This is a genomic window from Filomicrobium insigne (assembly GCF_900104305.1).
GTDB classification, from domain to species: Bacteria; Pseudomonadota; Alphaproteobacteria; order Rhizobiales; family Hyphomicrobiaceae; genus Filomicrobium; species Filomicrobium insigne.
In genome coordinates this window covers 270,231-291,300 of sequence record NZ_FNJC01000002.1, presented here as the reverse complement: position 1 = coordinate 291,300, position 21,070 = coordinate 270,231, and the positions used below count along the sequence as shown (strand labels likewise).

Here is a 21,070-nt window from a genome sequence, read left to right as displayed (position 1 = left end):
CCGCCAGTTAGTCAGCCTTCGCAATATCACGCAGTTTGAATTTCTGGATCTTTCCGGTGGGAGTCTTCGGGATTTCAGAGAAGACGACGTAGCGCGGGCACTTGTAATGAGCGAGCCGCTCGCGGCACCATGCGATGATGTCTTCCGCCGTGGTGGATGTCTCCGGCTTCAGCTCAACGAATGCGCAGGGCGTTTCACCCCATTTTTCGTCGGGCTTCGCGACGACGGCGCAATACGCGACAGAGGGATGTTTGTAGATCACGTCTTCGACTTCAATCGAAGAGATGTTTTCGCCGCCGGATATGATGATGTCCTTTGAACGATCCTTCAGCTGGATGTAGCCATCGGGATGCAGGACACCAAGGTCGCCCGAGTGGAACCATCCACCAGCAAATGCTTCTTCGGTCGCTTCGGTGTTTTTCAGGTAGCCCTTCATGACGATGTTGCCACGGAACATGACCTCGCCAAGCGATTCTCCATCCGCGGGAACCTGTTGCATGGTCAGAGGATCGAGCACCGTGAGTCCTTCGAGCGCAACGTAACGGACGCCCTGGCGTACGCGCTTTTGTGCGATGGCTTCCGGGCTGAGATTATCCCACTCAGAATTCCACTCGTTGATTGTTGCCGGCCCGTAGGTCTCGGTGAGCCCATAAAGGTGCGTTAGATCAAAGCCTGCTTCGACCATGCGGTCGAGAACTGCCTGTGGTGGAGGTGCTGCGGCGTGATTGAAGGCGACGCGGTGGGTAATTTCGCGCTTTTCATCCGGGTTTGCGTTCAACAGCGTCGACATCACAATCGGAGCGCCGGAGAGATGAGTGACGCGGTGGTCGGCGATGGCGTCGTACATACCTTTAGCGCGGACCCATCTCAGGCAAACGTGCGTTCCTGCAACGGCGGAAAGCGACCACGGGAAACACCAGCCGTTGCAATGGAACATTGGCAGGGTCCAGAGGTAGACGGGATGCGCCTGCATGCCGGTTGCCAGCGTGTTTGCATAGCACATCAGGGCGGCGCCGCGATGATGGTAGACGACGCCTTTGGGGTTGCCGGTGGTGCCAGATGTGTAGTTGAGGGCGATGGCGTCCCACTCGTCGTCCGGCATCTTCCATTGGAAGCTCGGATCACCCTTCGCGATGAATTCCTCGTAATCCGTATAGGACAGAGGCTCGCCATCCTGGGGGAATTCCAGATCGTTGTAGTCGATGACAAGTGGTTTCACTGTTGCGAGCGTCAAAGCTTCTCGCGCTACGGCAGCGAACTCGCGGTCGACAATCAATACCTTGGCTTCGGCATGGTCGAGTTGGAACGCAATAACGCTGGCGTCGAGCCTGGTGTTGATCGAGTGAAGGACGGCGCCGATCATTGGGACGCCGTAGTGTGCCTCAAGCATTGGCGGCGTGTTGGCCAGCATTACAGATACAGTGTCCCCCTTGCCGATGTAGCGTGTTGCAAGGGCGGAAGCGAGTTGCCGGCTACGGGCGTAAAAATCGGCATATGACGTGCGTTGCTTGCCATGAATGATGGCGGTGTGCCGGGGATAAACGAGCGCCGCGCGTGACAAGAATGTGAGCGGCGTCAGCGGCTGGTAATTGGCTGCATTCTTGTCGAGGTTCTGCTCAAAAGGATTGGCGGACATCTTTCACCAGGGTCAGTATGTTCGATTCAAATAAGCCCAGCTATCTAACCGAGCATGGACAGGGCGTTCCGGCGTTATGGGCGTGTGGTTTTGTCATTCACCCGTGGAGTTATCAATGCACGAGGTGTCGTTTTCCGGCAATATGACCAGTGCATTGAGCGTGTCTTCAAGGTTGGGGTGGGGCGATTGAGGACACGTGCGATAAATCTGTGATATACATTTCCATACTCTCAAGGTGGCAATTGCCGTGTTATGAATACGTGATATTTTTGGAATTGTGCGCGTCGGCTTAGGATGGCGGAGACGTAGCAATGAGCAGTCCGAGCAGATTAGACAGCATCGGCCTCTGGATACTTATGACACTTATCGCTCTTACCCCATTGCTCATTGAGTAATGTTGGATCGGGTTGGCGGCCTTGAGTGTGATGAAACGTTGGCTGCAAGCTGGTTGCGCTGTCTGATGGTCTTTCGCCTGACAGGCGTTCGTCAAAGCAGCGCACTCACGGCATCCCAAATCAGCTTAAGCGAAATCAAAAGCAGACATGCGTAGGCGATTCGGTAGAAGGGCTCCTGTGGAATTCTGCGTGTCAGCCATACACCGATAAGTGTCGCTATGGGGGCTAACGGCAAGAGCACCGCCATTGTGGACATGTTTGCCAAGCTGAATTGGCCTAGAGCTGCATAAGGGATGACCTTCACGAGGTTCACCGTCGTAAAGAACATGACGGAAGTCGCCACAAAGACGGCGTTCGGCAGCCGTTGTGGCAGCATGTAGACCTGAAACGGCGCCGAGCCAGCGTGACTGACGAAGCTGGTGAATCCGGCCACGACACCCCAAAATGAACCCTTGAGAACGTTCGGGCCTTTGGCTGATGCTGTGCGTCCATGCAACTTTATCCAATAGTCGAGGCTAAAGACGAGCCCTACGACTCCAACGATAAGCCGCACATGAGATTCGGTTACGATGGCGGCAGTGGCCCAACCTATGCCGACGCCAATTACCGCGGCCGGTAGCAGGATGCGCAAGTTCACCGGGTCGAATTCTCGCCTGTAGGCGTAGACGCCGATCAAATCCATGACAATCAGGATTGGAAGCATGATGGCAGCAGCTTCGACGGGAGAAATGGCCAAGGCCATGATCGGCACTGAGAACCCGCCGAGGCTGCCTAAAAAGCCGCCCTTGGCGAGCCCCATCAGGAAAACTGCGGGAATTGCTACAGCGTAAAAGTAGGGGTCGGTGATCATCGGCTCTTGGCGAGGCGGCACGTGTGCCTGAGCATTGGGTGACGTATCTCTGGGTGTGCGTGTTGCGACGTCGGCAAGGCGCAGAAATTATTGCGCTTGAGGGGTGCGCAGTGCTCTCATAGCGGAATAATCAAACAATTCCCATGGGAGCGCGCCGTAATGACATCCTCGCAGAGCCGTTATTTTGAGGTGTACGACTCGTGGAAGAGGGATCCTGAAGGTTTTTGGGCCGAGGCAGCCAAGGACATCTCCTGGTATCGTCTTTGGGACAAAGTACACGATCCCTACGCGGGGCATCATGGGGCGTGGTTCGCTGGGGCCGAGTGCAATACCGCTTACAACTGTCTTGACCGTCATGTCGAAGCGGGACGCGGTGATCAAACGGCTCTCATCTACGACAGCCCGGTTACGGGAACCGTCAAAACGTTCTCCTACACTGAACTGACGGCAGAAGTTGCACGCTTGGCGCATGTCCTCATCGAACTTGGGGTCAGGACCGGCGACAGGGTCGTCATTTATATGCCGATGATCCCGGAAGCGGTTATCTCCATGTTGGCGTGCGCCCGCATCGGGGCTGTTCATTCGGTGGTTTTTGGCGGTTTCGCAGCGGCTGAATTGGCAACCCGTATCGATGATTCCAAACCTGTTGCTATTCTCTCTACGTCCTGCGGGATCGAAGGCAGCCGTGTTGTTCCCTACAAACCGCTTATTGATGCTGCGATTGAACGTGCGCAACACAAACCGCGTTATTGTCTCATTCTCAAGCGGCCGATGGCAGAAGCCACTTTGATTCCCGGTCGCGATCTCGATTGGCAGGAAATGCTCGAGCGTGGGAATGGGGCGACTGTCGGTCCCGTCGCAGTAAAGGCGACCGATCCGCTTTACGTACTTTACACATCCGGTACGACTGGAAAGCCAAAAGGGGTCGTTCGCGATAACGGCGGCCACATGGTGGCTCTAAAATGGACGATGCCCAATTTCTACGACATCGCACCTGGTGAGGTTTTCTGGGCGGCTTCCGATGTTGGCTGGGTCGTGGGGCATTCGTACGTCTGTTATGCGCCGCTGCTTCACGGTGCGACGACGCTGGTCTATGAGGGCAAGCCTGTCGGGACACCGGATGCGGGTGCTTTTTGGCGCGTGATTTCCCAGCACAAAGTGTCCGCTTTGTTTACGGCTCCGACGGCATTCCGCGCAATTAAGAAGGAAGATCCGGAAGGCAACCTTGTTCGGGACTATGATCTCTCAAGTCTGCGTACTCTCTTCCTTGCCGGCGAGCGAGCTGATCCGGAAACCCTGAAATGGGCTGAAACCAAGCTGCAAGTTCCTGTGATTGATCACTGGTGGCAGACGGAAACGGGTTGGGCGATTGCCGGCAATCCGGTTGGGCTCGGACTGTTGCCAGTCAAGTATGGTTCTCCGACAGTGCCGATGCCGGGCTATGCTCTCGACGTGTTGGACGAGGTGGGAAATTTGCTACCGTGCGGCAAGCAAGGGACTATCGCGATCAAACTGCCGTTGCCCCCAGGATGTTTGCCCACGCTTTGGCAGGATGATCAGCGTTTTCGCAGCAGCTATCTCACGCAGTTTCCGGGGTACTATTCGACCTCAGACGCCGGGTTCCTTGACGAAGACGGTTACGTTTATGTGATGGCGCGTACGGATGACGTTATCAACGTCGCTGGGCATCGTCTCTCGACGGGACAGATGGAAGAGGTCGTCGCGCAGCACAAAGATGTTGCCGAGTGTGCGGTGATTGGCGTTCAAGACTCGCTCAAAGGGCAACTTCCCGCGGGGTTTGTTGTGTTGAACGCCGGTGTGGATCGGGAGGCTTCCGAAGTGGAGGCCGAGGTCGTCCAACTCGTGCGGGACGTCATCGGCCCGGTCGCGGCTTTCAAGACCGTAATGGTGGTCAATCGTCTTCCGAAGACGCGTTCGGGCAAGATACTGCGCGGAACGATGCGGCAGATGGCTGACGGACAGGCCTGGGCGATGCCCGCCACCATCGATGACCCGGCGATCCTTGAAGAGATAAAAGCTGTTCTGGAGCTGCGGGGGCTAGCGCAGGCCAAAATTGTTTAGGCCGCAAATATCGACCGCTTTAAGGAACTCACGAATCGCGAGGCTCTGAATCTTCTTCATCTTCTTCAGTCTCTGAATCCTCGTCAGTCCCTGAGCCCTCATCAGAGGAAGCTTCGGGCGTTTCCTCAGATTTTTCGTCTTCGCCCTCTTCTTCTTCGTCTTCGTCGGACGTATTGCCGCCGGAGAGCTGTTGAAGCTTCGCAAACATGCGTGCCTCTTCCTCGCTCTCGGATTCGTCGGCTGGAGCCGGAGTCTCGTTGAGGTCGGTCGTTTCGTCAGTTGGCAACAGGCTGCCACCTGGCTCCAGCGGAAGACCGGCGGCTTCACGTTCCTTAGCGGTGCGTTTCGCGGCCTTCTGGACCTCATTGTCGAGATCGATCTGGGAGCACAGGCCGAGGGTTACCGGATCCTGCGGAACCAAGTTGGCCGAATTCCAGTGTGTGCGATCGCGAATCTGGGCGATGGTCGGCTTAGTGGTGCCGACGAGGCGCATGATCTGGCTGTCTTTGAGCTCCGGATGGTTGCGCAATAGCCAGAGGACGGCATTCGGCCGATCGTGACGACGCGAGACAGGTGTATAGCGCGGACCTTTTTTTCGAGTCGCGACCTGCGGCATGTTGACCTTGGGTTCAGCCAATCTCAGGCGATGATTGGGGTCCTCTTCGCCGCGCACGATCTCATCGCGCGTCAATTGGCCGGAGGTAATGGGGTCCATTCCCTTGATGCCCTGCGCCACATCGTCGTCGGCAATGCCCTTGACCTCGAGCACGTGTAGTCCGCAGAACTCGGCAATCTGCTCAAACGTCAGGGCGGTATTGTCGACCAGCCAAACGGCAGTGGCCTTGGGCATCAACGGCTTACGATCGCTCATAAGAGTTTCTCCGGTCCGCGCGCGGTGGAGACGTCCGCGCGGGCCAATAGGCTGAATGAATTAACGGGAGGATCTGCACAATACATTGAATACTTAGCGCATTGCAACAGCTGGCGTCGGAGGTGGATGCAACAGCACGCCGCGCGTTGCCTGTGAGACCAAACCCAATAAGCGGAAATATAGTGCGGAATGGCCCTTTGTGCCTATTCCAGCTCTGTAACTTTTTTGGTCAATGACGTGTGAATGAGCGTGTTGCTCGTATGCGAAGCGGCCATTAGGGTGCGCGGGCTAAATCGCGGTGCGAATGCATCGACAGCTAAGGTGCAGGCACCGAAAAGGGCATTGATGACGGTGGTGACACGAAAAGCATATTACTTCGAGGACCTCGAGCTCGGCATGGAGGCCACCTTCGAGAAAACGGTTCAAGAGGCTGACATCGCGGCGTTCGCGGAGGTCTCGGGCGATCGCAACCCGGTGCATCTGGATCGTGAATACGCCGCCACAACAATCTTCAAAGAGCCCATAGCCCACGGGTTATTGACGGCCAGCTACATTTCGACGGTCTTTGGCATGGAGATGCCCGGGCCAGGCGCGATCTATGTCTCCCAGACGCTCAACTTCAAAGCCCCTGTACGGATTGGTGATACCGTGACGGCGAAGGTCGTCGTTGTTGATCTCGTCCCAGCCAAGAAGCGCGCGCGATTCGATTGCACCTGTTCTGTTAACGGCAAAGTCGTTCTCGATGGCGAGGCGATGATGATGGTGCCGGGACGCCCGGAGTAGTTTGCGTCCGCACAGCGGTGACGTGCTGTAAGGGTTATTCACGCTGACGCGCACATTGGTGTGCTGATGAATGGGAACAGGCCGCATGCTGGTGGTTCACGGTAGTCTTCCGGTGCCGGACGTTGCACGAGGCGCCGTGCTGGCGATCGGCAACTTCGACGGCGTGCATCGCGGACACAAGGCGCTTCTTGCAGAGGCCGTGAAGACGGCCAAGGCGTTGTCGCGGAAGGCGGGTGCGGTCATCTTTGAGCCGCAGCCGCGCGAGTTTTTTCATCCCGAAGAGGCGCATTTCCGCCTGACACCGCTATCGGAAAAATTGCGGTTGCTTGAGCTGTTCGGGCTCGATCTTGTCGCTGTTCTCGACTTCAATGCTGAGCTCGCCGGCTTGTCGGCGGATCAGTTCGTCGAAACAATTCTCGTCAGGACTTATGACGTCGCGCATGTGGTAATCGGCTACGATTTTCGCTTCGGCAAGGCCCGTGCGGGCACGCCTGAGTCATTGTGTCAGGCTGGGGAGAAACACGGATTTGGCGTGAGCGTGATCAATCAGCAAGCCGAGGAGGGCGAAGTTTTTTCTTCGACTGCCATTCGGCTGCATCTGGCTCAAGGCGATGTTCGTGGGGCTGCGCATGCGCTGGGCCATTGGTGGCGCGTTGCCGCACCAGTCATCAGTGGACAAAAGCTTGGGACCGAGCTGGGATTTCCGACGGCAAACGTTGAGTTGCCGCGCGGGACAGCTCTACGACACGGCATTTACGCCGCGCGTGTGGTCATCGGCGACGAAATACACGATGGCGCAGCTTATTTCGGAACTCGACCGAGTGCCGATGACGGTCCCGTTCGGCTAGAGGTCTTTATCCTGGATTTTCAGGGCGATCTTTATGATCGTGAAATTGCCATCGAGTTCGTTGATTTCATACGTGAAGATAAGCGGTTTGAAACCTTCGATGCGCTGAAGGCGCAAATTGTCGAAGATTGCGTGCAGGCCCGTGCGATCCTGTCGGCCGTGCGTGAAAAGCCGCCGATTATTTAGATTTTTTAGATACATAAAGGAATGCGGGTCACGTGGAAGACCAGCTCCCGTTTTTGTTGGCGATCGCCATCATCACATTAGCGGCCGTTACGGCCGGTCTTTTTATGGCTTGGCTCAAGCAGCCGCCGATGGTGGGCTATATTCTGGCAGGCGTAGCGCTTGGTCCGGCTGGTGTCGGATTTATGCCGCAAGTGGATGCGGTGCCCTTGGCGGCTGAATTCGGCGTGCTGTTTCTCCTGTTCGTCATCGGCATGGAAGTCAGCCTAAAGGCGTTCATCGATGATCTTCGGCCCGCCGTTTTGACGGTGGCGGGGCAGATCATCGTAGCATTCGGTGCGCTAGCGCTTTTTGGCGTTATCCTTGAGTGGCGTCCCGAACAGATCGTTCTGATGACCTTTGTTGTCACCATGTCATCGACGGCTGTCGCGTTGAAGCTGTTGGATGACCTTGGCGAATTGCGCACGGACCTCGGGCGTATCGTCGTCGCGGTTATGATCGCGCAGGATATCGCCATCGTGCCGATGTTGGTCATCGCGAACTCGTTCGTACCTGGGGCGTCGTTGGAGCTTTCAACGCTCCTTAAGGTCGTTGGTGCGTTCGCAGGGTTGGCCCTTTTCATCCGCATATTCGGCAAGGGCGGGAAGCTGCCGTTCCCTTGGCAGGAGAATATCCTGGGGCGCGTAGAGTTGGTTACGCTTGTTGCGCTCCTCATTTGCTGCACAGCCGCCGTGCTTACGGGCGTTGCGGGAATGTCGCCGGCTTATGGAGCGTTTCTTGCGGGGTTGCTGATCGGCAAAACAACACTTCGCACAGAGGCGATACGCGCGATGGAGCCGATCCAAGGCGTTCTGATGGTGTTGTTTTTTGTGGCCATCGGCCTCTTGCTCGACGTCGAGTTCATCATTGAGAATGCCGGTCTGGTAGCGGTCTTCGTGGTTGGGACGCTTCTGCTGAAATCCGTCGCCAACATTGTCATCCTTCATCGCGTCGGCTTGCCGTGGAAAACGGCTTATCAGGCCGGTCTCGTGATGGGCCAGATCGGAGAGTTTTCGTTTGTGCTGGCCGCTGTTGGCTTGGCGAATCAGGTTTTCGATCCTGTCGGCTACAAGCTTGCTATCTCGGTTATTGTGCTCTCACTCCTGTTCAGTCCGCTTTGGACGTTTGCAGTGCGTCGCGTGCACGAATCAACAGAGCGACGCATTGCGACGCTGGGATATGGCGTCTTTCACCCGACTGCGCGGGACGGTGGTGACATGGAAGAGAAAACCGATTGGGCCGTGCCGTCGCTCGACCTCGGACCGGTCAAAACCCGGCGCGGTCGCTCAGGCCCGTCTCCGCGGCGTTGAATCGTGCGATTTACCAAGCGAATTCCTAATGTGCCGATATGGTGCTGGTACAGCGGCGGCAGCGTTGCTAGAAGGCGGCTAACCCATAAACACTGGAAAGAACGCCGCCCGGCGTGAAGGACAAATGGCGAAACAGACTGGCCAAGGCGATAACGAAGGCGCGACGACCACGGAAGCACGCGACTGGTCGAAAACACTCTATCTGCCGAAGACTGACTTTCCCATGAAGGCGGGCTTGCCGAAACTTGAGCCCCGATTGCTCGAGCGTTGGGAGCGGATCGGGCTTTATGACAAGCTGCGCGCGGAGGCGAAGGAACGGCACAAGTTCGTGCTGCACGATGGCCCTCCATATGCCAACGGCAACATTCATATCGGGCACGCGCTGAACAAGATCCTCAAGGATCTCGTGGTCAAGAGCCAGCAGATGCTGGGGCACGATTCGAACTATGTGCCGGGCTGGGACTGCCACGGCCTGCCGATCGAATGGAAGATCGAGGAGCAGTATCGTGCCAAGGGCCGGAACAAGGACGAAGTGCCGGTCAATGAGTTCCGTGCTGAATGCCGGGCCTTTGCTGCGAAGTGGCTCGACGTGCAGCGCGAGGAATTCAAACGACTGGGCGTGATCGGCGATTGGGAACATCCCTATTCGACGATGGCGTTTCCCGCTGAGGCGACGATCGCCAACGAGTTGATGAAGTTCGCGCGCAGCGGTCAGCTCTATCGCGGCTCGAAGCCGGTGATGTGGTCGGTCGTCGAGAAGACGGCGCTCGCGGAAGCGGAAGTTGAGTACCAGGACTATCAGTCCGACACGATCTGGGTGAAGTTTCCGATCATCAGTGTTGGGGAGTCTGGAGATGATCCCGTCTCGCAAAAGCTGCTGTCGTCATCGGTCGTCATCTGGACAACAACGCCGTGGACGATTCCTGGGAACCGCGCGATCTCGTATTCGTCGAAAATCGCATATGGGCTCTACGAAGTTACGGCAGCGCCGGAAGGCAATTGGGCCAAATCCGGTGACACGTTTGTACTTGCGGACAAGCTTGCAGCTGACGTGATGAAGGCTGCCAAGGTTGAAAGCTCTGAACGGCTCGGTGACGTGGATTTTGCCAAATTGGGTGGTGCGCAGATTTGTGCGCATCCGCTTCGCGGCAAGGGCTACGATTTCGATGTCCCGCTGCTCGATGGTGACCATGTTACCGATGATACAGGAACCGGCTTCGTACATACGGCGCCGGGACATGGTGCGGACGACTACAACATCTGGACGGCGCGGCAGAAGTCTCTACGGGACCGCGACATCGACACGACGATCCCGTTCACGGTCGATGCGGACGGTGTGCTGACGGATCAAGCGCCTGGGTTCACGGGCAAACGTGTGCTCAAGGAAAACGGCGATAAGGGCGATGCCAACGACGCCGTCATCAAAGCGCTCGCAGAGGCGGGTGCGCTGATCGCGCGCGGCCGCCTCAAGCACCAGTATCCGCATTCGTGGCGGTCGAAGAAGCCGGTCATTTTCCGCAATACACCGCAGTGGTTCATTGCCATGGACCGACCTCTTGCGGCTGCCGGCAACAAGTCGTTGCGCGAGACGGCGCTGGAGGAGATCAAGCGCGTTGAGTGGGTGCCGGCTGCTGGTGAGAACCGCATCACAGGCATGATCGCCAACCGCCCGGATTGGGTGGTTTCGCGTCAGCGCGCGTGGGGCGTGCCGATCACGGTCTTCCGCAACACGGAAACCGATGAAATTATTCCCGGCCCCGGCTTTGCGAAATCGGACGAACTGCAAAAGCGGATCGCCGATGCTTTTGCGGAAAAAGGCGCGGACGTCTGGTTTGAAGAGGGGGCGAAAGAGCGTTTCCTCGATGGTCTCGTCGACGATCCGAGCGCGTGGGAGCAGGTGCGTGACGTTCTGGATGTGTGGTTCGACTCCGGTTCCACGCACGCGTTCACAATGGAAGACCCCGTGCATTTTCCGGGACTCGCCAATATCCATCGGGCTTCCGCCGGTGGCCATGATCGTGTGATGTACCTTGAGGGGTCGGATCAGCACCGCGGCTGGTTCCATTCCTCGCTTCTGGAAAGCTGCGGTACGCGGGGGCATGCGCCTTATGACGTCGTCCTGACCCATGGCTTCGTGCTCGATGAGAAGAGCGCGAAGATGTCCAAGTCGGCGGGCAATGTAACCGCGCCGCAGGACGTCATGGACAAGTCGGGTGCTGATATCCTGCGCTTGTGGGTGGCGGCTTCGGACTATTCCGACGATCTGCGTATTGGTCCCGAGATCCTCAAGACATTCTCTGAGACCTATCGGAAAATGCGCAACACCATCCGTTGGATGTTGGGGGCGCTCTCGCATTTCCGCGAGGAAGATCGCGTTGAAATTGCCGATATGCCCGAGCTCGAAAAGCTGATGCTGCACCGGCTGTCCGAGATGGGGCCAGAGGTGCGGACGGCTTATGCGGAGTACGATTTCCGGAAGGTTGTTTATCTGCTCGCGCAATTCCTGAACACGGATCTATCGGCATTCTACTTCGATATCCGGAAGGATGCGCTTTACTGTGATGCGCCTTCCAGTATGCGCCGACGTGCGGCTCTCAGTGTTATCGATGAGATCTTCAAGGCGACGACGCTTTGGCTTGCTCCGATCCTGTCGTTTACGGCGGAGGAAGCTTGGTTGGAGCGGTATCCGTCCGAAGACAGCTCGGTTCACCTGCAAGACTTTCCGCTGATTTCGCGGCTTTGGCGGAATGAAGCGGTTGATGAAAAGTGGGACCACATCCGAAAGGTGCGCCGGGTGGTGACAGGGGCGTTGGAATTGGAGCGCGCGGCGAAACGCATTGGCTCCAGTCTCGAAGCGGCTCCCGTCGTCTATGTCGACAACGCGGATACCTTGGCTGCGCTCAACGACGTGGATCTGGCCGAAGCGTTTATTACGAGCGGAGCCGAGCTCGTTAGTGGTCCGGCGCCGGAAGATGCGTTCAAGCTCCCCGATGTTGCCGGTGTGGGTGTCGTGCCGAAGCGTGCTGAGGGACGCAAATGCGCGCGCTCATGGCGTATTACTGACGATGTCGGATCTGATCCTGCCTATCCCGATCTTTCGGCGCGGGATGCCGCCGCGATGCGTGAGATAGATGCTGCTGGCGCAGGCCAGGGTTAGGTTAGGGCGTGTGGTGATGACGGGCGATCAACACTCCGGTGGATGGTTTTGGGGCGCGTTCTCGCGGTGGACGCTGTGGGCGGCGCTCATCACCTTGGTGGCCGACCAAGTAAGCAAGTGGTGGATTATCGCCCACTACAACCTAGAAGAGCGAGGGCGGGTTGTCGTGCTCCCGTTTCTCGATCTGGTCTTCGTGAAGAATACCGGTGTGAGCTACTCTATGCTCGATATGGCTCATCCGGCTTGGCAGGCCACTTTGGCGGCATTTGCTGCCGTGGCCAGCATAGCGCTGTGGATATGGTCAGCGCGTTCCACCGGGAGCGCCGTTCTCGCTCTAAGCCTAGGTCTGATCATCGGAGGAGCGATTGGAAATGGCATCGATCGGCTGGTGATCGGGGGCGTAGCCGACTTTGTTTCGCTGCATGCCTTCGGCTTCTACTGGTATGTCTTCAATGTCGCAGATGTCGCTATAGTTGCTGGGGTAATCGGCCTCTTGTATGATTTCTGGGCAACGAGTCGCAAAGACGCCGCAAAGACGTCATAGCGCTCGATGCTGCAGAGGTTGGGCCGGGGCTCGCCTAACGCGATCCACCTCTTGCGGCCAGGGAGATTCGGAAATGAGATCTGTCGGACGGATCAGGGCTTTACTGACCGCACTGAGCGTTTTCGCTGCCGCTGCTTTGGCTGGCTGCTCGCCAGGCGATGTCCAGTTCGAAGGTAAGATCTTCGATGCAATGGGCATGAACGCGCCTACGACCCGTACAACGCCTAAGATGGAATCGCGGAGCCCATTGGTCGTGCCTCCGGATTTGGCCCGTTTGCCTGATCCCAATGCTCCAGCTCAGACACCGGAAGATATCTCTCTTGCTGCGATTAACGATCCTGACCGAGCCAAAGTGGTCGACCAGGAAATGTTGAAGAAGCAGCAGGAAGAGTATTGCGCGAAGCACTATGATACGGCTGTTGCCATGGGACGCGCCGACGCAGACTCGGTCTCTGGGCCATTGGGTCCCTGCCGCAAGTCGGTTCTTTCAGCCATGAAAGAGTGGAACGCGCAGTAGGGCATTCTGGCCGGCGTTCTGACCCCAGATTATTTTGCTTGGCATCGTGGGGCGTCATGGCGCGTGGTTGAGGTGCTCATGCCAGGTAACGCAGCGCATCGTTATCAAATAATATTTATTCAGTTAAAATAATCTCTTATGCGTGTGGCGTAGCTATGTAGCAGCGCCAATTCCGTGGGAACATGGACGCGTTGTCATTTGACAAGGCAGGTCTGAATGCCGACATCCTCGGAGGCTTCGACTCGATAGGTGCACGGTAAATCGGTTACGATTTGCTTCGCTTCCGTAGCCGGGTTTGAAATGCGCGTTTGGAGGTTGAGCTTGTCCTTCATAGCGCGCCGATGTCCGGACCTTTGAGGATCTGAACTCATGCGCATTCTGGCTTCGTGCCGCTTTCCCCTTTTGGTTTCCAGCTTAGTGACGGCTCTCATGCTCGCAACGACGTTGTCCGCTACTTCCGCCCACGCTGCTCCTCGTGCCAACGAATTCAAACTCGCCAATGGCATGCAGGTGGTTGTTATCGAAGACAAGCGTGCGCCGGTCGTGACGCACATGGTGTGGTATCGCGTCGGTGCTGCTGACGAGCCGCGCGGAGAATCCGGCATCGCTCACTTTCTCGAACACCTGATGTTCAAGTCCACCGACAAGATAGCGGTTGGGGAATTTTCCAAGATCGTGGCTAGGTTGGGTGGGCAGGACAATGCCTTCACCAGCCAGGATACGACGGCCTATTTCCAGCGCGTCGCGAAGGACCGACTTGCCAAAGTGATGTCGATGGAAGCGGACCGCATGGTCAATCTTCGGCTTACCGACAATGAGGTTTTGACCGAGCGCAACGTTATTCTCGAAGAGCGCCGCAGTCGTGTCGATAACAACCCTTCAGCTATTTTGTCTGAACAGATGGATGCCACGCTTTATTATTCACATCCCTACGCCATTCCGGTGATCGGTTGGGAGCACGAGATTGCGCGGCTCGATCGGGAAGATGCTCTCAATTTCTACAAACACTACTACGCGCCGAACAACGCGATCCTGGTGGTCTCTGGGGACGTTGGCGTTGACGAGGTGCGCAAGCTCGCTGAAGAAACTTACGGTAAAATCCCTTCTAACCCCGAGGTGGGTGCAAATCGTCTCCGTCCTGTCGAGCCACCGCAGCTTGCAGCTCGCGAGCTGGTGCTTACGGATCCGCGGGCAGGTAAAGCTTCCTTCCATCGTTACTATCTGGCGCCTAGCTATGTGAAGGCGCAGAAAGGTGAGGCCGAGTCGCTCGACGTTCTCGTCCGGATACTTGCCAACGGGTCGACAAGCCGACTGTACAAGTCGCTTGTGGTCGACAAGAAAATCGCTTCGTCGGCGGGTGGCTGGTATCACGGTGATGGGCTCGATAGCGGCAAGGTTGCGCTCTACGCAATCGCGGCTGACGGCTCCGATCTTGATCAGGTAGAAGCTGAGATTGATCGGGTTATTGCAGATGTCGCGAAGAACGGCGTTACCGAAGACGAGCTGAGGCGGGCCAAGATGGGCCTGACGGCGGACTACGTGTACGAGAGCGACAATCAGTCAAATATGGCGCGGCGTTATGGCTGGGGCTTAGTCGTCGGCCAGAGCATCGAAGATATCGAGGAATGGCCAGCGGCCATTGAGCGAGTTACCGCGGCGGATGTGCAGAAGGCTGCACAGAAAAGCCTCGACATTCGGCAGTCTGTGAGTGGACGGCTTCTGCCCGAGGCCGATAACGATCCTGGCACGTCCAATAAGCGGGCGTCGGCTACGGCATCGCCACGCGGTTGACAAGGGAACGAGAAGTCATGAGCCTATTGCGACAAGCCGGGTTGCACGTTCGTGCTGTTGCCCGTGTCAATTTCGTAAATCTCCTCGCCGTTTTTTTTCTCCTTAACATCGTCGCGCTCAGCAGGCCTGCTCAAGCTATGGATATCAAGACCGTTAAAAGTGCCAGCGGCATCGAAGCTTGGCTCGTCGAAGAACACTCTGTCCCGCTCGTTGCGCTGCGCTTTGCGTTTACGGGCGGCAGCTCGCAGGATCCGGCCGACAAGGCAGGCGTTTCTAATTTTCTCTCGGCGATGCTCGATGAGGGCGCGGGTGATCTGAAGTCGGCGGAGTTCCAGGAGCGCATGGAAGATATCGCCATGCGCATGTCCTATGAGGATAGTCGCGACACGTTCTACGGCAGTGTTGAAACTCTTTCTGCGAACCGTCCGCAGGCGATGGAATTGTTGAAGCTGGCGTTGACGAAGCCGCGCTTCGATGATGATGCCATTGAACGTATTCGCGGGCAGCTTAAGGCGAGCATTGTTTACGCGTCGCGTGACCCGGATCGCGTCGCTGGCAACGCATGGTATGCCGCGGCTTTCCCGAACCACCCGTATGGCAAGCCCAAGGATGGAACGCTTGAGACGATCTCCAGCATCACGCGCGATGACCTTGAAGCCTATCGCTCGAGGATCTTTGCTCGGGAGAATCTAAAAGTTGTGGCTGTCGGCGATATTGATGCCGACGCGCTCGCCAAGCTGCTCGACGAAGTTTTTGGGGATCTGCCGCAGAAGGCGAAACTGAATTCCGTGTCGGATGTCGCGCCGCCTAAGAAGGGAAGTCTGATCGTTACGGAAATGGACGTTCCGCAGTCTGTTGCAGTGTTCGGTCTTGGCGGGTTGAAGCGCAAAGATCCAGACTTCATGTCGGCGTTCGTTCTGAACCACATCATCGGTGGTGGCGGGTTTGCCTCGAAGTTGATGGAAGAGGTGCGTGAAAAGCGCGGGCTTGCTTACTCCGTTTACAGCTATCTAAGCCCGATGGATCATTCGGCGATCTTCCTGGGAAGCGTTGCGACGAAGAACGAGGCGATCGCGGAATCTCTCGATGTCATCCGTGCGGAGCTTAAGAAGATGCTGGAAACCGGCCCGACCGAAGAGGATCTTAAGAACGCCAAGGACTACCTGACGGGCTCCTATGCATTGAGGTTTGATAGCAACGCGAAGATTGCCAGCCAGCTTCTGGGCATCATGGTCGAGGACATGGGCATCGACTATGTGAATACGCGTAATGCGCAGATTGAGGCGGTAACCTTGGAAGACATCAAGCAGGCGGCAAAACGGTTTCTCGACCTCAACGATCTCATCGTTACCGTCGTTGGCAAGCCGGCTGGTTTGGCCCCGAGAGGGTGAGTATTTTCTCTTTATTTCGCAGAGGGTTGCACGTTTTGTTTTGAGAGCGCGGGGCAATTTTCCCCGCGTTACTATCTGCGGCTCAGATTCCTGTGCCTTGGCGTGGCCGCAGAAACGGGCTAGGTGGACACACACGTTTCACCAATCCGGGATTGCTCGATGACCAACCCTGTTTCTCTCAGCAAGAATTCAGCATCAGCTGAAGGCTGCGCGCCCTTTCGTATTTCGATCGACGGCTGCATGGAGACGGTCATTGGCCGACATGGTTTGTCCGAGCATTTGCTGAGCCGGTATCTCAAACGTGCCGAGCCCGAACTCGCCAAGCTGAGAGACCACTACAAGACGGGGCGGCTGCCTCTTCTCAATATTCCCGAAGAGACGGCGGATCTTGATGACGCCCATGCAGCTCTCGCGCGGCTCAGCGAGGGGGCCCGGCTGATTGTCTTTTTCGGGACTGGCGGTTCGGGGCTTGGCGGGCAAACTTTGGCTCAGCTTGCGGGATGGAATATCCCCGGCGGTGCAGCTCCCGATCAACGCAAACGGCCTCGGACGCGCTTTTACGACAATCTCGACGGCGCGACGTTGTCCGGTGCGCTGGACATCCTTGATCTAGAGACAACGCGTTTCGTTGTGACATCGAAGTCGGGTAGTACAACCGAAACGCTCGCGCAGGCCATTGCGGCGCTCAGCGCAGTCAAAGCGGCAGGGCTCGAGGCCCGTATCCCGGAGTTGTTCCTCGGGATTACGGAGGAGGATAAGCCGGGTAAAAGCAATGGGTTGCGTTCCCTCTTTGCGGCACACGGCATTCCGATGCTTGCGCATCATGACGGGATCGGTGGGCGGTATTCGTGCCTCACGAACGTCGGATTAATGCCGGCGATGGCGCGTGGGCTCGATGCGTTCGCTGTGCGGCAGGGGGCCGCCGATGTGGTCCAGAAGATGCTGGACGCACGCCGTCCAGCCGACTTCGCGCCGGCCGTATCAGCAGCGGCAGCCGTGGCGCTTAACAAAGAAAAGGGCGTTCGGCTTAGCGTCATCATGCCTTACGCCGACCGTCTGGGAAGGTTGGCAGATTGGTACGTTCAGCTGTGGGCGGAGAGCCTGGGTAAGAATGGCCAAGGCACATGCCCGATTGCGGCAGTCGGACCGCTTGATCAGCATTCCCAGCTTCAGTTTTTCATGGATGGGCCGCCTGAACTGTGGGTCACGGTTGTCCGTGTTGCCACCGTTGGCAATGGGCCGGTCGTGGATGCCGAGATGGCCCGGCAGGCTGGCGCGGACTACATGGCGGGCCGCCATGTTGGGGATATCGTGGCTGCGCAAGCGGCGGCGTTACCGGAAGCGCTCGCGCAGGCTGGGCGGCCGGTTCGCACGATTGATGTGGATCGCCTCGATGAGCGTGCGATCGGCGGGATTTTGATGCATTTTATGCTCGAAACGATTCTCGCCGGACGGATTATGGGCATCGATCCGTTCGATCAACCCGCTGTCGAATTGGCGAAAATCCTCACGCGTAAACGGCTCGACGCCGGTATCTGATCCGCAGCGGCGTTCCGGGTACTCGACGAAGAGGGATTTCTCGGTTTGTCGATACGTCAGCTCTCGCCTGAAACAATCAATCGTATCGCGGCCGGCGAGGTCGTCGAACGGCCGGCGAGCGTCGTCAAGGAACTTGTCGAAAACGCGATCGACGCGGGTGCCCGCGACGTCGAGGTTGTGACCGCAGGCGGTGGCTTGTCGTTGATCCGTGTGAGCGACGACGGCTGCGGCATGAGTGCGGAAGATCTGGCGCTTTGTGTCGAACGTCACGCGACGTCCAAACTCAGCGAGGAAGATCTCTTCGATATTCGAACGCTCGGGTTTCGCGGGGAAGCGCTTCCTTCCATCGGTTCGATTGCGCGGCTGGAGATTGTTACGCAGGAGCAGGGCGGGAGCTCAGGCTGCGCTATCATCGTTGACCGGGGTGCCAAGGGTCCTATTCGGCCCGCAGCGATCAATTCGGGAACCCGTATCGAGGTGACGGATCTTTTCTCTGCGACACCAGCTCGCCTGAAATTCATGAAGTCCGAGCGCTCAGAGAATCTTGCAGTTTCCGATGTCGTCAAACGGTTGGCGATGGCGCATCCCCAGGTCGCTTTCACGCTGGTGACTGGCGAACGGGCCAGTCTCAAGCTGCCAGCGTGCAAGGCCGATGCGGACGGACTTTTGCAGCGCCTCGGCCGGATTATGGGGCGCGATTTTCTCGCAGACGCCTTGGAGATCGCCGGAGAACGGGACGGCGTTCGCGTGGCGGGATTTGCGGGACTGCCGACACTCAATCGCGGGGATGCTTCTCAACAGTTTCTGTTCGTCAATGGACGGCCTGTGAAAGATCGGCTGGTGGTTGGAGCGCTTCGCGCTGCCTACGGGGATACGGTGCCGCGCGGGCGTCATCCTCTCGTTGCGCTCTTTGTTGACGTCGATCCACGTGAGCTGGACGTCAACGTGCACCCAGCTAAGACGGAAGTCCGGTTCCGTGACGCTGGAACGGTGCGCAGCATCATGATCGGTGCGATTCGGCATGCTTTGGAAGGTGCAGGGCATCGTGCGTCGGCGCGGGGCGGGCAGGATACGATCGCAACATTGCGGCCCGTGGAACCGGCGGCACCGTCACGGACTACCGGGGCAGCGTGGTCTGGCGTTTCCTCACGCGTGGCCTCTGTACCTAGCAGCTCACCCCTATCGGACTTCGAGAGTCCGCAGGGCAGGGTGCATGGCTTTGCCGAGCCGGTTCAGGCAGCGTTTACTGCATTCTCGGCAACAGGTGCGGATGCGTCGGCGGACGCGGAACCTGCCCGGGCAGACCTCATGGATAGCCCGCTTGGCGCCGCGCGGGCGCAATTGCACGAGACCTATATTGTTTCGCAGACACGCGACGCCGTTGTCATCGTTGATCAGCACGCCGCGCACGAGCGTCTTGTCTATCAGAAGCTCAAGGCGATGTTGACGGAAGGTGGCGTGGCGCGACAGGGGCTTTTGATCCCCGTTATCGTCGAACTGGGCGAGGAAGGGGCTGAAACCTTAGCCGAGAAGGCGGATGAACTTTTAGAGCTTGGCCTTGTCGCCGACCGGTTTGGTCCCGGCGCGGTGGCCGTACGTGAAGTGCCTGCGCTGCTAGGAGACACCGATGTCGATGGTCTTGTCCGGGATCTTGCCGATGAGATCCTTAGCGAGTCGGATGACAGCGCTCTGAAAACCCGGCTGGAAGCCGTGGCGTCGCGGATGGCGTGTCATGGCAGCGTGCGGGCCGGTCGCCGGCTCACCGCGAGCGAGATGAACGCTTTATTGCGCGAGATGGAAGCCACACCGTTTTCGGGCCAATGCAATCATGGCCGTCCGACGTATGTGGAGTTGAAGCTCTCGGATATCGAGCGTTTGTTCGGGCGTCGCTAACGCGCGTTATCCGTTCGCCGTTGCGTCATTCGTGATAAGCGCGCTTTCGATCTCGGCAAACGTATCGTGTGCGCGCCAGTGGGGGATCGAGGCTACGGGGCTCTTGCGATAGCCCTTCGTGAACAACACGAATTTTACGCCAGCGGCTTGGGCTGTCGCAGCATCGACTTCGCTATCTCCGACGTAGATCGTTTCGTCCGGTTTGCTTCCGAGTTGCGCGATTGTAGCCAACAGGCCGCTCGGGTCCGGCTTGCGCGTTGGCAGCGTATCGCCCCCGACCACGACTCTGAATGTGCTTGTGAGGCCAAGGTCTTTCAGGACCGTGCGCGTTATCGCTTCAGGTTTGTTTGTGCAAATGCCCAGCCGGTCGCCGCGGCTCTGCAGCTTCGCAAGCAGGTCTTGCACGCCAGGGTAGATGACTGTGTGCTTTGCCGGGTCTTCAGCGTAAATCTCGAGAAAGTGAGCCACGGCTTGCTGTATGTCTTCAGGACTGGTGCTGGCGTGCGCATGATCGAGACAGCGCTGCATCAAGACCCGGACACCTTCGCCGACGAATGATTTCAATGTCGGAAGATCGAGTTCAGTGAGGCCTTGTTCGCGGAGGACGCGATTGGCCGCGGCGTGGATATCGAGGGCACTGTCGATGAGGGTACCATCGAGGTCGAAAACAACTGCGCGAACCATTCAGCTTTCCCGCCATTTTATTGAGCATCCCGCCGAGGGGATCTGTTCACGTGGGCCTTGGCCTGTTTCAGCCACTTGCTTCATTGCGAGGAAAAGGTCTCTGCGCAGATCGGCGGGGCCGGTTTCTTTCCGGGACGCATCCAAGCGGCCGCGATATTGAAGGCCGAGATCGGCGTCGAAGCCGAAGAAGTCCGGCGTACATACGGCGTCATAGGTCCGGGCGACGGATTGTGTCTCGTCGTGGAGATAGGGGAACGTGAAGCCGTGATGGGCGGCGAAGGTTTTCATGTTTTCGAATGAATCATCGGGGTATGCGCGCCAATCGTTCGCGCAAATTGCGACGCTCTCAATGCCCAGGGGCTTGAGTTCATTGGCATCGCGGACGATACGGTCGATCACTGCTTTCACGTAAGGGCAGTGATTGCAGATGAACATGATCAGCGTGCCACGTTCTCCACGCAGGTCGGCCAAGCTGTAGGTTTTGCCGTCGACGCCGGGTAGCGTGAAGTTCGGAGCTTTCCAGCCGAAATCGCAGATCGGGGTTTCTACCGCCATTGC

Annotated in this window: 17 protein-coding genes; 11 read left to right on the top strand and 6 right to left on the bottom strand. The window is 57.6% G+C overall.

The window, feature by feature from the left end:
- Positions 1-7 precede the first annotated feature (7 nt).
- Both BLS30_RS07345 and BLS30_RS07340 read right to left on the bottom strand, forming a co-directional pair.
- Entirely contained in the window at positions 8-1,636 is a 1,629-nt protein-coding gene (locus BLS30_RS07345; RefSeq protein WP_046475425.1) for an acyl-CoA synthetase, read from the bottom strand.
- A gap of 486 nt (positions 1,637-2,122) precedes the next feature.
- The gene (locus tag BLS30_RS07340; protein ID WP_090227772.1) at positions 2,123-2,881 is read right to left on the bottom strand and encodes a sulfite exporter TauE/SafE family protein; all 759 of its coding nucleotides are present in this window, start codon (positions 2,879-2,881) and stop codon (positions 2,123-2,125) included.
- A 159-nt stretch (positions 2,882-3,040) separates the two neighbouring features.
- Here BLS30_RS07340 and BLS30_RS07335 point away from each other — a divergent pair, with 159 nt between their 5' ends.
- Positions 3,041-4,963 carry a propionyl-CoA synthetase gene (locus tag BLS30_RS07335; protein WP_090227770.1) on the top strand — a complete coding sequence of 641 codons (1,923 nt, stop codon included), beginning with the start codon at positions 3,041-3,043 and terminating at the stop codon, positions 4,961-4,963.
- Between the two features lie 28 nt (positions 4,964-4,991).
- Here BLS30_RS07335 and BLS30_RS07330 read toward each other — a convergent pair whose 3' ends face one another.
- Entirely contained in the window at positions 4,992-5,834 is an 843-nt protein-coding gene (locus BLS30_RS07330; RefSeq protein WP_090227768.1) for a DUF1013 domain-containing protein, read from the bottom strand.
- 345 nt (positions 5,835-6,179) lie between these two features.
- On the opposite strand from BLS30_RS07330, the gene BLS30_RS07325 reads away from it, so the two are divergent.
- From BLS30_RS07325 to BLS30_RS07300, 6 genes are all read left to right on the top strand, one after another.
- Positions 6,180-6,617: a MaoC family dehydratase gene (locus tag BLS30_RS07325; RefSeq protein ID WP_090227767.1), complete on the top strand. Its 438-nt coding sequence runs from the start codon at positions 6,180-6,182 to the stop codon at positions 6,615-6,617.
- 85 nt (positions 6,618-6,702) lie between these two features.
- Positions 6,703-7,650, top strand: coding sequence for a bifunctional riboflavin kinase/FAD synthetase (locus BLS30_RS07320; protein WP_046475443.1), 948 nt, complete (start codon positions 6,703-6,705; stop codon positions 7,648-7,650).
- A gap of 32 nt (positions 7,651-7,682) precedes the next feature.
- Positions 7,683-8,996 carry a cation:proton antiporter gene (locus BLS30_RS07315; RefSeq protein WP_090227764.1) on the top strand — a complete coding sequence of 438 codons (1,314 nt, stop codon included), beginning with the start codon at positions 7,683-7,685 and terminating at the stop codon, positions 8,994-8,996.
- Between the two features lie 124 nt (positions 8,997-9,120).
- On the top strand, positions 9,121-12,153 hold the full coding sequence (gene ileS, locus BLS30_RS07310) for an isoleucine--tRNA ligase (protein WP_090227761.1): 3,033 nt from the start codon (positions 9,121-9,123) through the stop codon (positions 12,151-12,153).
- Positions 12,154-12,169: 16 nt separating this feature from the next.
- Positions 12,170-12,697, top strand: a complete 528-nt coding sequence (lspA, locus tag BLS30_RS07305; RefSeq protein ID WP_046475451.1) for a signal peptidase II — start codon at positions 12,170-12,172, stop codon at positions 12,695-12,697.
- 73 nt (positions 12,698-12,770) lie between these two features.
- Positions 12,771-13,214 (top strand): hypothetical protein, encoded by a 444-nt coding sequence (locus BLS30_RS07300; protein WP_046475455.1) that lies wholly within the window; start codon positions 12,771-12,773, stop codon positions 13,212-13,214.
- 194 nt (positions 13,215-13,408) lie between these two features.
- On the opposite strand, the gene BLS30_RS18115 is transcribed toward BLS30_RS07300, so the two are convergent.
- Positions 13,409-13,585 carry a hypothetical protein gene (locus BLS30_RS18115; RefSeq protein WP_160298672.1) on the bottom strand — a complete coding sequence of 59 codons (177 nt, stop codon included), beginning with the start codon at positions 13,583-13,585 and terminating at the stop codon, positions 13,409-13,411.
- Here BLS30_RS18115 and BLS30_RS07290 point away from each other — a divergent pair.
- From BLS30_RS07290 to mutL, 4 genes are all read left to right on the top strand, one after another.
- A complete protein-coding gene (locus BLS30_RS07290; protein WP_076605262.1) occupies positions 13,584-15,005 on the top strand; it encodes a M16 family metallopeptidase in 1,422 nt (473 codons plus the stop codon). The genes BLS30_RS18115 and BLS30_RS07290 overlap by 2 nt on opposite strands.
- Before the next feature lie 17 nt (positions 15,006-15,022).
- Positions 15,023-16,396, top strand: coding sequence for a M16 family metallopeptidase (locus BLS30_RS07285; protein WP_090227758.1), 1,374 nt, complete (start codon positions 15,023-15,025; stop codon positions 16,394-16,396).
- 159 nt (positions 16,397-16,555) lie between these two features.
- Positions 16,556-17,935, top strand: coding sequence for a glucose-6-phosphate isomerase (locus tag BLS30_RS07280; RefSeq protein ID WP_090227755.1), 1,380 nt, complete (start codon positions 16,556-16,558; stop codon positions 17,933-17,935).
- A 45-nt stretch (positions 17,936-17,980) separates the two neighbouring features.
- Complete coding sequence (gene mutL / locus BLS30_RS07275) at positions 17,981-19,828, top strand: DNA mismatch repair endonuclease MutL (protein ID WP_090227753.1); 1,848 nt, start codon at positions 17,981-17,983, stop codon at positions 19,826-19,828.
- A 6-nt stretch (positions 19,829-19,834) separates the two neighbouring features.
- Here the strand turns inward: mutL and gph are convergent, their stop codons facing one another.
- Together gph and BLS30_RS07265 are read right to left on the bottom strand one after the other, a co-directional pair.
- Complete coding sequence (gene gph / locus BLS30_RS07270; RefSeq protein WP_046475471.1) at positions 19,835-20,512, bottom strand: phosphoglycolate phosphatase; 678 nt, start codon at positions 20,510-20,512, stop codon at positions 19,835-19,837.
- Positions 20,513-21,067, bottom strand: a complete 555-nt coding sequence (locus BLS30_RS07265; RefSeq protein WP_046475473.1) for a thioredoxin family protein — start codon at positions 21,065-21,067, stop codon at positions 20,513-20,515.
- Between the last annotated feature and the right edge of the window lie 3 nt (positions 21,068-21,070).

Excerpts from the sequence above, each read along its gene's own strand:
- BLS30_RS07325 (WP_090227767.1), top strand. The coding sequence starts at position 6,180 with ATGACGGTGGTGACACGAAAAGCATATTACTTCGAGGACCTCGAGCTC.
- BLS30_RS07335 (WP_090227770.1), top strand. The coding sequence starts at position 3,041 with ATGACATCCTCGCAGAGCCGTTATTTTGAGGTGTACGACTCGTGGAAG.
- BLS30_RS07290 (WP_076605262.1), top strand. The coding sequence starts at position 13,584 with ATGCGCATTCTGGCTTCGTGCCGCTTTCCCCTTTTGGTTTCCAGCTTA.
- BLS30_RS07340 (WP_090227772.1), bottom strand. The coding sequence starts at position 2,881 with ATGATCACCGACCCCTACTTTTACGCTGTAGCAATTCCCGCAGTTTTC.
- ileS (WP_090227761.1), top strand. The coding sequence starts at position 9,121 with ATGGCGAAACAGACTGGCCAAGGCGATAACGAAGGCGCGACGACCACG.
- BLS30_RS07300 (WP_046475455.1), top strand. The coding sequence starts at position 12,771 with ATGAGATCTGTCGGACGGATCAGGGCTTTACTGACCGCACTGAGCGTT.
- BLS30_RS07330 (WP_090227768.1), bottom strand. The coding sequence starts at position 5,834 with ATGAGCGATCGTAAGCCGTTGATGCCCAAGGCCACTGCCGTTTGGCTG.
- gph (WP_046475471.1), bottom strand. The coding sequence starts at position 20,512 with ATGGTTCGCGCAGTTGTTTTCGACCTCGATGGTACCCTCATCGACAGT.
- BLS30_RS07280 (WP_090227755.1), top strand. The coding sequence starts at position 16,556 with ATGACCAACCCTGTTTCTCTCAGCAAGAATTCAGCATCAGCTGAAGGC.
- BLS30_RS07285 (WP_090227758.1), top strand. The coding sequence starts at position 15,023 with ATGAGCCTATTGCGACAAGCCGGGTTGCACGTTCGTGCTGTTGCCCGT.
- BLS30_RS07345 (WP_046475425.1), bottom strand. The coding sequence starts at position 1,636 with ATGTCCGCCAATCCTTTTGAGCAGAACCTCGACAAGAATGCAGCCAAT.
- lspA (WP_046475451.1), top strand. The coding sequence starts at position 12,170 with ATGACGGGCGATCAACACTCCGGTGGATGGTTTTGGGGCGCGTTCTCG.
- BLS30_RS07320 (WP_046475443.1), top strand. The coding sequence starts at position 6,703 with ATGCTGGTGGTTCACGGTAGTCTTCCGGTGCCGGACGTTGCACGAGGC.
- BLS30_RS07265 (WP_046475473.1), bottom strand. The coding sequence starts at position 21,067 with ATGGCGGTAGAAACCCCGATCTGCGATTTCGGCTGGAAAGCTCCGAAC.
- BLS30_RS18115 (WP_160298672.1), bottom strand. The coding sequence starts at position 13,585 with ATGAGTTCAGATCCTCAAAGGTCCGGACATCGGCGCGCTATGAAGGAC.